Origin of the sequence: Pandoraea oxalativorans (genome assembly GCF_000972785.3) — a bacterium.
Lineage (GTDB): Bacteria > Pseudomonadota > Gammaproteobacteria > Burkholderiales > Burkholderiaceae > Pandoraea > Pandoraea oxalativorans.
Window position 1 is genome coordinate 1,762,264 of record NZ_CP011253.3, and the last position, 13,154, is coordinate 1,775,417.

General features: G+C 61.9%; 13 protein-coding genes and 1 tRNA gene. 7 read left to right on the forward strand and 7 right to left on the reverse strand.

Annotation, left to right across the window (positions count from 1 at the left end; translation table 11 throughout):
* The first annotated feature begins 2 nt into the window (after nt 1-2).
* From MB84_RS07940 to MB84_RS07970, 7 genes are all read left to right on the forward strand, one after another.
* Nucleotides 3-896: a phosphatidylinositol-specific phospholipase C gene (locus MB84_RS07940; RefSeq protein WP_157122661.1), complete on the forward strand. Its 894-nt coding sequence runs from the start codon at nt 3-5 to the stop codon at nt 894-896.
* Between the two features lie 81 nt (nt 897-977).
* The gene (locus MB84_RS07945) at nt 978-1,781 is read left to right on the forward strand and encodes an inositol monophosphatase family protein (RefSeq protein ID WP_046291391.1); all 804 of its coding nucleotides are present in this window, start codon (nt 978-980) and stop codon (nt 1,779-1,781) included.
* 172 nt (nt 1,782-1,953) lie between these two features.
* The gene (locus MB84_RS07950; RefSeq protein WP_046291392.1) at nt 1,954-3,249 is read left to right on the forward strand and encodes an MFS transporter; all 1,296 of its coding nucleotides are present in this window, start codon (nt 1,954-1,956) and stop codon (nt 3,247-3,249) included.
* Nucleotides 3,250-3,268: 19 nt separating this feature from the next.
* Nucleotides 3,269-4,588, forward strand: coding sequence for an LLM class flavin-dependent oxidoreductase (locus MB84_RS07955; RefSeq protein ID WP_046291393.1), 1,320 nt, complete (start codon nt 3,269-3,271; stop codon nt 4,586-4,588).
* A 110-nt stretch (nt 4,589-4,698) separates the two neighbouring features.
* Nucleotides 4,699-5,397, forward strand: a complete 699-nt coding sequence (locus MB84_RS07960; RefSeq protein ID WP_052653036.1) for a helix-turn-helix domain-containing protein — start codon at nt 4,699-4,701, stop codon at nt 5,395-5,397.
* 56 nt (nt 5,398-5,453) lie between these two features.
* The gene (locus MB84_RS07965; RefSeq protein ID WP_046291394.1) at nt 5,454-6,725 is read left to right on the forward strand and encodes an NAD(P)/FAD-dependent oxidoreductase; all 1,272 of its coding nucleotides are present in this window, start codon (nt 5,454-5,456) and stop codon (nt 6,723-6,725) included.
* Nucleotides 6,726-6,805: 80 nt separating this feature from the next.
* The gene (locus tag MB84_RS07970) at nt 6,806-7,171 is read left to right on the forward strand and encodes a cupin domain-containing protein (protein ID WP_046291395.1); all 366 of its coding nucleotides are present in this window, start codon (nt 6,806-6,808) and stop codon (nt 7,169-7,171) included.
* Nucleotides 7,172-7,279: 108 nt separating this feature from the next.
* Here the strand turns inward: MB84_RS07970 and MB84_RS07975 are convergent.
* The 7 genes from MB84_RS07975 to tolR all read right to left on the reverse strand — a co-directional run bounded on the left by MB84_RS07975 (nt 7,280) and on the right by tolR (nt 13,145).
* Nucleotides 7,280-7,355, reverse strand: a tRNA-Lys gene (locus MB84_RS07975).
* Between the two features lie 106 nt (nt 7,356-7,461).
* Nucleotides 7,462-8,577, reverse strand: coding sequence for a YeeE/YedE family protein (locus MB84_RS07980; protein WP_046291396.1), 1,116 nt, complete (start codon nt 8,575-8,577; stop codon nt 7,462-7,464).
* 420 nt (nt 8,578-8,997) lie between these two features.
* Nucleotides 8,998-9,741 (reverse strand): tol-pal system protein YbgF, encoded by a 744-nt coding sequence (gene ybgF / locus MB84_RS07985; RefSeq protein WP_046291397.1) that lies wholly within the window; start codon nt 9,739-9,741, stop codon nt 8,998-9,000.
* Nucleotides 9,742-9,751: 10 nt separating this feature from the next.
* Nucleotides 9,752-10,252, reverse strand: a complete 501-nt coding sequence (locus MB84_RS07990) for an OmpA family protein (protein WP_211279357.1) — start codon at nt 10,250-10,252, stop codon at nt 9,752-9,754.
* Nucleotides 10,253-10,282: 30 nt separating this feature from the next.
* Nucleotides 10,283-11,575, reverse strand: a complete 1,293-nt coding sequence (gene tolB, locus MB84_RS07995) for a Tol-Pal system beta propeller repeat protein TolB (protein ID WP_046291398.1) — start codon at nt 11,573-11,575, stop codon at nt 10,283-10,285.
* Between the two features lie 101 nt (nt 11,576-11,676).
* Nucleotides 11,677-12,714 (reverse strand): cell envelope integrity protein TolA, encoded by a 1,038-nt coding sequence (tolA, locus tag MB84_RS08000; RefSeq protein WP_046291399.1) that lies wholly within the window; start codon nt 12,712-12,714, stop codon nt 11,677-11,679.
* Nucleotides 12,711-13,145, reverse strand: a complete 435-nt coding sequence (gene tolR, locus MB84_RS08005) for a protein TolR (RefSeq protein WP_046291400.1) — start codon at nt 13,143-13,145, stop codon at nt 12,711-12,713. The genes tolA and tolR overlap by 4 nt, the downstream gene beginning before the upstream one ends.
* Nucleotides 13,146-13,154: the final 9 nt, after the last annotated feature.

The following is a 13,154-nucleotide window of genomic DNA, read 5'->3' on the forward strand; positions in this document are numbered from 1 at the left end:
AGATGACGAACGAACAAGATGCAACGGTAGCACGCGTCGCGCCGACCGCCTGGATGACGGATCTGCGTGACGACGTCCCGCTCAACTGCCTCACGTTACCCGGCAGTCACGACACGTGCGCTTACACCGTGGACGACGCGCTTGCCCGGACGCAGCGTGCGAGTCTGGCGGTCCAACTGGCGCGCGGCGTGCGGGTGCTCGATATTCGCTGTCGTCACGAGGACGATGTGTTTCACATCAATCATCAGCGCATTGCGTTAGGGCTGAGGTTCGACGAGGTCATCGCGACGTGTGCGGCGTTTTTCGTGCGGCATCCGGGCGAGTGCATCGTGATGTCGGTGAAGGACGAATGTGGCGACCGGGACTGCACGCGCAGCTTTGCGCAGACGTTCGCGTCGTATGTCGCGCGGTACTCGGCGCATGTTCGCTGGTATCTCGGCGAGTCGATTCCGCGATTGGGCGACGTGCGTGGCGCGATCGTTCTGTTACGGCGTTTCGCCAGCGTATCGCCGGTGGGGATCGACCTCACGGCGTGGCCGGATAACGCGACATTCGAAATCGACACGGCGGGCGCGTGGTTTGCGATCCAGGACGAGTATCGCGTTCCGGTCGAGGCATCCATCGATTACAAATTTCAGCGAATCGACGCCTTGCTTGAACGCACTGAGCGGATCGGCGATGTGCGTTGGGTGATCAATTTCTGTAGCGGCACCGGTATGGGGGCGAATCCCTTTCGGGTGGCTTGCGGCGGTGAGCGGGCCAATCAGCGTGGTATCAACGTGAGGCTGGCTGAGCGGCTCGCGGCACGTCCCGGGGCGTGCGGCACGATGATGATCGACTTCTGCGAATACGCGGATTGGGCGCTGGTTCGCGCGCTGGTGGCGCGCAACCTGTGATGCCGCATTGTCTTTTTGCCGTCGGTGGTTTGGTTTGTTGGATGGTCGTCGTGACCGTTTTTTTTGACAGGATTTCGTTCCATGCATCCCATGCTTAATGTCGCGGTCAATGCCGCCATCGGCGCCGCACAAGTCCTTCATCGCGCATCGGCCGACCTCCACCGGCTGACGGTCAGCAAGAAGCATCACAACGATTTCGTGACGGAAGTCGACAGGGCATCGGAAGCCGTGATCATCGATACGCTGAAGGGAGCCTACCCGGATCACGCGATTCTGGCGGAAGAGTCTGGGCGGTCGGGTGGCAAGGATGGCGGCTCCGACTTCCAATGGATCATCGATCCGCTGGACGGCACGACGAATTTCATCCACGGCTTCCCATACTTTTGCGTGTCGATTGCGCTGGCGTATAAGGGTGAGGTGGTGCAGGCCGTGGTCTACGACCCGAACAGCAACGAGCTGTTCACAGCGTCGCGTGGCGGTGGCGCGTTTCTGAATGAGCGCCCGATCCGGGTGGGGGCGCGAGATCGTCTGGCCGACGGACTGATCGGTACAGGTTTTCCGTTTCGTGAGACGGATGACGTCGAGACCTTCACACGCCTGTTCGTCGAGATGAGCGGAGCCTGTGCAGGGCTGCGTCGTCCGGGCGCTTGCGCGCTCGACCTTGCGAACGTGGCGGCCGGGCGTCTCGACGGCTTTTTTGAGCAGGGTGTCAACGCCTGGGACATGGCCGCAGGGAGCCTGCTGGTCATGGAAGCGGGAGGACGCGTGGGTGACTACGCTGGTGGCGACGCGTTTTTGAACATCGGCGAAATCCTCGCAGGTAACCCGGCCGTCTATGCGGAGATGGTGCCGAAGCTAAAGGGGTACAGCCGGGTGACGCAGTGAGCGGCAGCGAGCGGCGCAGGTCTTCATTTCATTGAAATTTCACTATTGCGATAATTTCAATGAAATTTGTCTAACAATTTCATGTAGGTGAAATCGCTAATATCGACACGGAATTCGGCTGCCCAGAATGCAGGCTCAGATCACTGCAATGTTTCGCTCTGGAAGGTCGCATATGGAAACCACCAAGATCGGCTGTTACACCACCCGGGAACCCCGTAGAGGAAGCCGGACCCGCGATGTCATCGCGGCGAACTTCGGCACGTTTTTCGAGTGGTTCGACCTGCTGGTGTACGCGATGTTTGCGATCACCATCTCCAGGCTGTTCTTCCCGCAGGGCGACCCGCAGTCCGCGCTGCTGTTCAGTCTGATGACGTTTGCGAGCTCGTTCCTGATTCGTCCTGTCGGGGCCGTGGTGCTGGGAATTATGGCCGACAAGGTCGGGCGCCGTACCACCCTGAGCTTTGCCGCGATGCTGATGCTGGCGGGCACGGTGCTGATCGCCGTGTCGCCGACCTATAGCTCGATCGGCGTCTGGGCCCCGGTCATCCTCGTTACCGGGCGTCTGCTTCAGGGCTTTTCGGTTGGGGGCGAGTTCGGCACCGCCAACTCTTACCTGACGGAGCAGAGCGCATCGCGCAAAGCATTCTTTGCGAGCCTGCAGTTCTCGGCGTCGGGGCTGGCCGTGCTTGCCGCATCGCTCTTCGCCTACTTCTCCAACCACTTTCTGACGCAAGACCAGATCTTCGCGTGGGGCTGGCGTCTGCCGTTCCTGTTCGGTTGTCTGATCGGACCGGTCGGCCTGTACATCCGGTCGAAGATCGAGGAAACGGCCGACTTCGAGAAGGTCAAGAGTACCGGGGCGACAGTACAGAATCCGCGCGCGGAGACGTTCAAGTCGCACAAGCGCTTCGTGCTGATCGGCGCTGTGGTGGCCGCCGCCGGGGTGGTGGCCAGCTTCCTGAATCTATACATGCCCACGTTCGCGATCAACAACCTGGGCCTGACCAAAGATGATGCCTTCATCGCCTCGATCTGCAGCGGCGTGGTCTGCACGTTCGTGCCGATGCTTGGCGGTATCACGGCCGACAGGCTCGGTACCGTCAAGGTCATGCGCACCGCACTGATTCTGGGCGTGATTCTGGTCTTTCCGCTGTTCCAGATGCTTACGCGTTCACCTTCGTTGCTCACGCTCGCGATCTTCCAGTGCACGCTGTCGGTCGTGTTCTACAGCTTCTATTACTCGCCGATTGGCTCGCTGCTCTCGCAGCTGTTCCCGACCTCGTGCCGCACCACGGGCGTGTCGATCGCTTACGTGATCGCGCAGACGTTCTTCGGCGGCATCACGCCGCTGGTGGTCGGTTTCATGGTCAAGACCACGGGCAGCGTGATGGCGCCGGCGTATTACATCGTGATCATCGCCGTATTCGCGCTGATCGGGCTCTACGCGAGCCGCAAGCATGTGAAGTGACTGTCAGACGAGATATCCCATGACGACTGATCGCAAGATGAAGCTTGGCCTGTCGATGCGCTACCTTGGCTACCACGTCGCCGCGTGGCGTCACCCCGACGTGCCTGCCGACGGTGCGCTGGACTATCGCTACTTCCTCGCGAATGCGCAAAAAGCCGAGGCAGCGAAATTCGACATGATCTTCTTTGCCGACGGGCTGGGGATTCGCGCGCAGGACAATCCCCGTGGCGCGCTGGCACGGGACATGCGCAACGCCGAACTGGAACCGCTTACGCTGCTCGCCGCCATCGCGACGCACACGTCGCATATCGGGCTGGTGGCGACCGCATCGACCACCTACAACGAGCCGTTTCATGTCGCACGGAAATATGCGTCCATCGACCACATCAGCGGCGGGCGCGCGGGCTGGAATGTGGTGACGTCGTGGTCCAACGAAGAGGCCCGCAACTTTGGCCGCGACGAGCATCTGGGTTACGAAGAGCGCTACGAACGGGCGGACGAGTTCGTCGAGGTCGTGAGTTCGCTCTGGCGCAGTTGGGAAGATGACGCGTTCGTGCGCGACAAGACGAGCGGCGTGTTCTACGACGAGAGCAAGCTGCATGTGCCGAACCACGCGGGCAAACACTTTCAGGTGCGCGGGCCACTCAATTCGGCCCGTACGCCGCAGGGAAGGCCGCTCATCGTGCAGGCGGGCGCTTCCGAGGCGGGACGCGCGCTGGCGGCGCGTGCGGCCGATCTCGTTTACAGCAATTCGCACAACCTCGCGCATGCGCAGGCGTACTACCGGGATCTGAAGGGGCGTCTTGCCGCGCATGGCCGTGAGCCGGGCGATCTGCTGATCATGCCGGGGCTTATGCCGTTTGTCGGGCGTACGCGTCAGGAAGCACAGGACAAGTTCGATCAGTTGCAGGCGTTGATCGATCCGGCCAGCGGGCTCGCCAGTCTGTACGATGCGCTGGGCGACCTCTCTGGCTATCCCGTCGACGGGCCGGTGCCGCAGGTCGAACCCAATCGCAACATTCGCAGCATCGCTGAAAACCTGCTCGCGATGGCGCGCGACGAAAACCTGACGATCCGGCAGTTGTGTCAGCGCGTGGCGGCGACCTACACCGTGCGCATGGTCATCGGCACGCCCGCAGACATTGCGGATCAGATGGAGGAATGGTTCCGCAATGAAGCGGCCGATGGTTTCAACATCTGTCCGGCCACGTTGCCGCACGGCATCGACGACATGGCTGAGCTGGTGGTGCCGGAACTGCGCCGCCGGGGATTGTTTCGCACGGAATACGAAGGCACAACGTTGCGCGCGAATCTCGGCCTCAAGCCGTTGCCGCGTTGACGCTGTGGCGAAACGAATCTAAGATTTTTTAGTGTGATTGAAATTTGTCGGACGTTTGTTTCACTCGCGTCCGTTGTCGTCTCTATCGCGATCCCGGATCTTTTTTTGCCATGCCACCGAAGCCGAAAGCTGCTGCCGCTCCGATCCCCACTGCTTTCTCCGAGCATGAGCCCGACGCGTTTTCCCGTCTGGCGGGCGACCTGCCGGAGGACGCCGCCGTACAGGCCAGCGACATGGAACTGGGCATGCGGCTGCGAGCCATGCGTACCGAGCGCAAATTCACACTCAAGGACCTTGCCGCGCGCACCAACATGTCGATCGGCATGCTGAGTCAGATCGAGCGTGGAGTGAGTTCGCCGTCGATGCGCTCGTTACGGCAGTTGTGCCATGCGCTGGGCGTGGACGGGGCGGCGCTGTTCACCTCGGCACCTGCAGCGTCGGCAGACGTCCAGGGCGCCGCCGAATCGAGCGAGTTCGTCGTGTGGGCGAGTGAGCGCAAACCGTTGCGGCTGGCGGGCTCGGGGGTGACGAAATCGCGCATTACGCCGTCGAACTGCGCTTCGCTCGAGGCATTCATGATGGAACTTGAACCTGGCGCAGCTTCCGACTCGAATCTGTTGGTGGCGAGTGGCGACAAGGTCGGCTACGTGCTATCCGGAAAATTGCGCGTTTTCATCGACGGCACCACGCTGGTACTCGGTCCCGGCGACACCTATGGCTTCACGGGCAACCGGCCTTATCGCTGGGAAAACGCGTGGGAAAAACCCACCGTCTTCATGGTCGTGAACAGCAACCACTTCTACGTCTGAGCCCGTCGCGCTCAGGCGTTGCCGTTTCTTTTTCCCCTATTGTCGATTGGTGATTTATGGCAAGCGTTCTCCCCAGGCAGGTCGATGTTGCGATCATCGGGGCAGGCATCATCGGTATGAGTACGGCGTGGGCGCTGGCGAAAGCGGGCGTGCGCGTGGCCGTATTCGAGAAGGGCGTGATTGCCGGAGAGCAGTCCTCGCGCAATTGGGGCTGGATTCGCACGGTGGGCCGTGATCACAAGGAATTGCCCTTGGCGATGCGCGCCATCGATCTGTGGAAAGACATTCAATCGCAGCACGATGTCGGCTACCGCCAGACGGGCGTGGCTTATCTTGCCGAATCGCAGTCCGATATGGACGGCTATCGCAAGTGGCTCGACAAGGCCGAGCCACTGGGCGTGCCTGCGCAATTGCTGGCACGCGACCAGTTACCCGACCTGTTCAAGTCGCGGTCCGAGCGCAACTGGATCGGCGCACTGCATTGCCCGGTAGATGGTGTGGCCGAGCCCGAGCGCGCAACACACGCGATTGCCAAGCTCGCCATCGCGGCGGGGGCGCAGGTGTTCGAGCAGACCGCCGTGCGTTGTCTCGATCAGTCGGGCGGGCGCACGAGCGGCATCGTGACCGAGCGTGGACGTGTCGCGGCCGATGCTGTCGTATTGGCCGGGGGCGCATGGTCGCGGCTATTCTGCGGCAACACGGGCGTGAGCTTTCCGCAGTTGAAGGTGCATGCGTCGGTGTTGCGCACGACGCCTGTCGACGCAGGGCTGGATCTGGCCATCAATGGCAAGGACTTCACGTGCCGCAAGCGTGCGGACGGCGGCTATTCGGTGTCGCAACTTGGCGCCTCGGTGGCTGATCTGACGCCAGATAGCATTCGACTTTGCCGTCAGTTTTTCCCGGCGTGGCTGTCCGAGAAGAAGTATCTCAAACTGCGCGTTGGTAGGCGCTTCCTGGATGAACTGATGATGCCGACGCGCTTCGGCGCGCAAGGGCCAACGCCGTTCGAGGCGTATCGCACGCTCGACCCCGCGCCTGGAATGAAGTCTATCGGCGTGGCGCTCGACAAGCTCAAACAGGCCTTCCCGGAATTTCAATCGGCGCAGGTCGCGCACGCGTGGGCCGGGTTTATCGATGTGACGCCGGATGCGATTCCCGTCATCTCCGGTGTCGAAAGCGTTCCCGGCTTCTATCTCGCGTCGGGCTTCTCGGGCCACGGGTTTGGTATCGGCCCGGCCGCGGGGGCGTTGATGGCCGATCTCGTGCAGGGAAATACGCCGCTCGTCGACCCGCACGCGTTCCGTCTGTCCAAGTATGAAAGGCCCTGATTCGTCACACTCGTTGCCACGTATCGATGCGTGGCTTTTGTTGCATCGTTAAGTGATCGAAATTGATTGAGGAATAGATTGTGGCTGAAATAAATTCGCGTCTGGTGCGCTTTAGCGCGGGCCCTTTGCAGAACCCGGAGATCAGCAAGCCGCGCCGTCCGATGGAAGGCGACACGGTGTTTCGCGGGATGAAGGCGTTCGAGGGTAACGGCGGGCGCGCGTCGTCGGGGATCTGGGAAAGTACGGCAGGCAAGTTCCGCTCGGATACGACCGGGTATATCGAGTTCGGCTACATCCTCGAAGGCGAGTGCCGCATCGTTGACCCGGACGGCACGGTGCATGCGCTCAAGGTCGGCGATCCGTTCGTGATGCCCGAGGGATACAAGGGGCATTGGGAGGTCGACGAATTCGTGAAGAAGGTCTGGTTCGTCTCGCTGACGGATTGAGGCAGAGCCGCAGTGCGCGGCGGCGGGCATCGACAGAATGTCGTTCACGATGTCCGCGCGAGACAAACGAAAAAGGGCTGCACGATGTGCAGCCCTTCTGAATTCGTTTGGTAGGCCGTGCGGGATTCGAACCTGCGACCAACGGATTAAAAGTCCGCTGCTCTACCAGCTGAGCTAACGACCCAACGAAGAAAAAGATTATAGCGGTGAGGTCGCTGAAGTGTCAAGACTTCTGTGACGCGGATGTATCCATTTCGAGGCTATTTCTCGCAGTTGCGCGCGAATTACGCTCAAACGCTGCGCTCAATGCGCCACATCTGATACTTGAACGCGCAGACCCCGCCCACGAGAATCGCCGCGATGGCGACGAACGATCCGACCGCCAGCGTCGACACCCCCGACAGCCCCTGTCCGACCGTGCAACCCAGCGCCGTCACGCCACCGAATCCCATCAACGTACCGCCGACCATGTGATTCGCCGTATCTTCCGTCCCGTGGAAGCCTTCCCAGCGGAAGTTGCGCGATACGAGGGCGTACACGAACGAACCGGCGATCACGCCCAGCACGCTCGAAATCCCCAGCGTGATGACGTTGCTCGCGTCGCTCCACATCATCAGCCAATACAGCGAGTAAGCCAGCGGCGAGACAAACGACAGCGCTTCCATCTTGCCGGAGTTCGTCGCGACAAAACTCTCTTCGAGCGTGTTCGGATTTTCGGCGACGTAACCGATCTTGCCCGAAACGTACCAGAGCGCCACGATGATCGCGCCCACCACGAGGCCGCCGAGCAGATTGTCGAATGTCCAGAATTCGCGTCGGGCAACGGCGGCGATCACGAATGCACCGCCGACGATCAGACCGAGCACGAGTTGCGCACGGTGCACGTCGCCCCCGAACAGTCCGCCAAGGAGCGTGGGCAGATCCTGCGACGTCGCAAACGTCGTCTGCACGCTATCGAGCGCGGCCACGCGCAAGACGGCGAACAGGCCCTTGAGCGTCATATACGCCGACACGCCGATCATCACGAAGACGAGCAGCGATTTCAGATTGCCACCGCCGATGCGCACGAGCGTCTTGCTGCCACATCCGGACGCGAGCACCATGCCGAAGCCGAAGCACCCGCCGCCGACGAGATACGAGAGCCAGGTGAAACGCGGTGTCGTGTAAATCGCCTTGGCCGGATCGACGATGCCCTGCGAGGCGAGTACCCCCGTGCCTATGGTCGCGACGCCGATGGCAAGCCACCACATCCGCATGCGATTCCAGTCACCGATGTTCACGATGTCGGAGAGCGCGCCCATCGTGCAGAAGTGTGTGCGTTGGAGCACGGCGCCAAACACGAAGGCCAGGCCAAAGGTGAGCCACACGACAGTGTGGGAGAGGGCGTTCAGATCGACGTCGGTCATGAGGCGAGAAGACGATTGCGGCCGGGCTGGCCGTTCGATACGTTGACGCGAGCCACGGGGCGCGGCCGGCTGTGTTGTTATCAGGCGTGATGCGCAACCTGTGCACGATCACATCGCGGGTACGGTCGCCATGACGTGCAGGACACTGATGGTCCACACGCATCCCCTGAGACGCCGCGCCTCGAACGTTTGGAAAGTCCGTATTCTACTTGAGGTCATGCCCATCGCTCGCAAAGCCCCGCAAAGCCCGGCAACCCGTTACCCAGCGCCGACCCATAGAGACTGACGGTGGGAGAGATGCATCGCCAGCCAATGCGATGCGTACGCCGGAAACGACAACGCCGCCCAGGGGGCGGCGTCGTTCGTTTGACGAGTGACCTCACACGGAAGATTGGTTCGCTCAACCTCCCAGGGGGCGTCTTACTTCAGCTTGGCCGCGCGCTTCTTGGCCTCCGCTGCCGATTCGGTGTCAGGGAACCTGGCCACCAGATCCTGCAACGTTTTCTTCGCTGCCGCAGTCTGCCCGGATTCCGCCTGGTTGCTGGCAATTGCCAGCATGGCCTCGGCAGCCTTCGGGCTCGTCGGGTACTTCGTCACGATCCCTTGCAGCGTCGCAGTCGAACCCTTCAGATCCTTGTTGGCGTACTGCGCATTGCCAAGCCAGAACTGCGCTTCGGGTTGATACGGGCTGGCGGGATACTTCGCCGTGAAGGTCCGGAAATCCGTTTGCGCACCCTTGTAGTCACCGTTGCGGAATTTCGTCAGCGCGGCGTCGAAAACTTCCTTCTCGCCCGGCTGGACGGTGCCGGTCACGCCGCCGACGGTCATCTGCTGCGGTTCGAATTTCTTCAGACGGCCGTCGAGGTCGTTGTAGAAATCCTTTTGACTCTGTTGCAGGTTCGCAAGCTGGTTCTTCAGATCTTCGTTCTGGCCGCGTTGATCGGCCAGATCACGTTGCAACTGCTGGATCTGGTTGTTCAAATCCAGCACGTTGCGCGTGAGCCCCTCGATCCGCTGCTTGTCCGAATCCAGACGGCTGCGGATATCGAGGATCGCTTTGCGCGCCTCGTCGTCGTCGAACAATCCGGCATGCGCGAGCGGGCTCAGCACCGAAGTGCCGAGCGTCACCGCGCAGATCATGTTTTTAAGCAAACGAGACGTCATGACGATTCAATCAATAAGCCAGGTCGACGCGACGGTCCTGGGCCCAGGTGGCTTCGTCGGTACCCGTAGCCTTTTCCTTGCCCAGCGACACGGCTTCCATCTGGCTGGCGTTGGCGCCCAGTGCCGTCATGGTCTTCAGGACGGCCTCAGCACGCTTCTGACCCAGCGCCAGGTTGTACTCGCTCGTGCCGCGCGGGTCGGTGTTGCCTTGCAGCAGCACGCGACGTTGCGAGTACTTCGAGAGGAAGGCCGAGTGAGCCTGGAGCAGCGGGGTGTATTGCGAATCGACGCTGTACGAATCGAAACCGAAGTACACGCTGCGCTTGGCGAGCGGGCCGTTCGGGTTGTTCAGTTCGTCAGCCGATGCGTCGACGGGGGCGACGGCGCGTGCGTCGGTCGTGGTCTGACCCTTGTTGGCGTTAGCCTGGTCGTCAAGCTTCACGCCCGACGAGCAAGCGGCCAGAGCGGCCAGCGAAGAGATGGCGAGGATATTACGAAGCAGGGAACTCATATGAGCCTCCGTTTGATGTTGCTGTTGATGTTATTGCATGAAAGGGCCCCAGGAGGGTTCGCGAACTTCCCCTCCTCGAACCTGAAGAATCTGCCGGGTTTGCCCGTCCACCGAGACTGCCGCGAGAACCTTGCGGCCCCCGGACTGCGTTGCATAAAGAATGTACTTGCCGTTCGCGGCAAAACTCGGTGACTCGTCGTGGCTGGTGTCGGTCAGAGCCGTAACATCGCCAGTGCTCATATCCTGCACGCTCAGCTTGAATCCGCCACCCTGACGCGCGATGAACGCGAGCAACTTGCCGTCGGGACTGATTCGCGGGCTGACGTTGTAACTCCCCTTGAAGGTCACGCGCTGTGCGCCGCCTTCACTCTCGCCACCGGCCGGCATCTTGTAGATTTGCGGACCACCTCCACGATCGCTCGTGAAGTAAATCCATTTGCCGTCCGGGGAATACTGCGGTTCGGTGTCGATCGCGCCGCTGCGCGACAGACGCTTGAGGCCACCGGCATTGGCGTTGACCTGATAGATCTGCGTGTTGCCGTCGCGCGAGAGGGCCACGGCGAGCTTGCTGCCGTCCGGCGACCACGACGGCGCCGAGTTGTTGCCGCGCTCGTTGGCCAGCACGGCACGGCGGCCGCTCGGCAGGTCGTGGATGTACACGACCGGCTTGCGCTTCTCGAAGGAGACGTATGCGACCTTGGTGCCGTCCGGCGACCAGGCCGGCGAGATGATCGGCTCGCGGCTGTTCAGGGCGACGCGTGCGTCCTGACCGTCGGAGTCCGAAATCTGAAGCTGGTAGTTCGGGCCGTTGTGCAGCACGTACGACAGACGCGTGGCGAACACGCCGCGATCGCCCAGCAACTTCTGGTAGATGTAGTCGGCGATCTTGTGCGCAGTCAGACGCAGGTTGGCTTGCGACGACGTCAGCGCCAGACCGCCGAGCGGCTGGCCGTTCACGGCATCGTAAAGACGGAAGCTGACCTGGAAGTTGCCGTTGCCCGCCGGGGTGATGGTGCCGGAGACGAAAGCGTTCGCACCTTTGGCGCGCCACGTGCCGAGATCGACCGAATCGTCCACGCCCACGGTGGCACCACCCGTATCGATCTGATTGAAGCGACCGCTATTACTCAGGTCGGCCTTGACGACGGCGACGATATCCGTCGGCGCCGTGCCTTTGAAAGTCGACACGGCAATCGGGTATCGGTTGGAGCCGACGCCCGTAATGTCGACGGTCAGCGGTGTCTGCGCATGGGCGATCGTGCAAGCCGCGGTGAGCCAGGTGGCCACCAGCGCACGCCATGCATATTGACTGGAGATTCGCATGCGTTCGATTGGTCAGTTACGCGTTGCAAGGGCCATTTTTACCACATTCGAATGAAAATGGACTCGCATCGCTCGGTTTTCGTTCCCGTTTGACAACACACTCAGCTTTTTGGACTGAAGCGCAGGTTGACGCTGGGGGGGGCTTTGCCGTTCGTGTCGCGCGGCAACGGATCGGATTTGGTGATGGCGGCCTGTACGGCGGCGTCCCACGCGGGATTGCCGCTCGACTTGACCAACTGCATCGACAGTACGCTGCCATCCGGCGCCAGACGTACTGCAACGACTGCCGTGGGATTGCCCTCGGTGTCGCCACCATAGGCGATGTTCGGCTTGACCTTGGCGCGCACCCGGTCGGCGTAACCCGCCGATGCCGTGCCGCCGGCGCCCGAGCCGGTACCGCCCGCCTGCGAGCCCAGACCGTTGCCGGTCGCGCCCGGAGTGCCTCCCGCCATGCCGCGCAGCGAGGCCAGACGATCGGCTCGCGCCGCCTCCGCCGCCTTTTGTGCGGCGGCTTCCTTCGCGGCCTTGGCCTTGGCAGCCTTGTCGTCCGCAGCCTTCTTCTCGGCGTCCGCTTTCTTCTGCGCGTCTGCCAATTGTTGCTGCTTCAATTGTTCGGCCTTCTTGGCGTCTTCTTCCTTCTGACGCTTCTGTTCGTCAGCCTTCTTCTGATCGGCCAGCTTCTGCTGGCGCGCCGCGTCCTCTGCCGCCTTCTTGCGTGCGAGCTCGGCAGCCGCCTGCTGCTCGGCAAGTTGCTTCTGCTTGAGCGCTTCCTGGCGCGCCTTCTCCTGCTGCGCTTCGAGCAGACGCGCCTGTTCGGCCGCTTGCTGTTCCTGCTTGCGCTTTTTCTGCTGGAGGGCGATGTCGGCGTCTTCGGCCGGTGGCGTGGGAGCCGCCACGGCCGGCGGGGCCGGGGTGGGCGGCGGCGTCACGACGGGCGGCGTGGGTTCGGCCACTTCGGTCGGCGTCCACAGTTCCGCTTCGGAACCGGCGGGCGAGCTGTTTTGCCAGCGCATGCCGTAGAAGAGCAGGGCGAACAGCAGCGCATGCATGAGCAGCGCGAGAAGGAATGCCCGTCCCGTGCCGCGCTCATCCTTGCGCGGGCCGATGGGAAGGTCGGAGCGAGCTACGGTGCGACTCATTTCTGCTTGACGAGCAGGCCCACGCGTTTCACGCCCTGAGCCTTGAGATCGGACATCACGTTCATGACGATTTCATACCGCACCGACTTGTCGGCGGCGATGACGACCGGCTGATCCGGATTCGCCGCCTGACGGCCTTGCAGGAAACCGGTCAGATCGCCCGCGCTCATGCGTTGCTCGATGGTGTTTTCACCATCCTTGTAACGCACCAGCATGCGATTGTCCGCTTCGATATTGACGACCACCGGCGGCGTCTGCTGCTGCGGGCTCGCGTTGGCGACGCTCGGCAGATTGACGATCGACGGCGCGACCAGCGGGGCAGCCACCATGAAGATGACGAGCAGCACCAGCATCACGTCGATGTACGGTACGACGTTGATGTCCGCCATGGCGCGACGGCCGCGGCGAGCGTTGCGCATAGAACCTGCCATGTCTCGGCG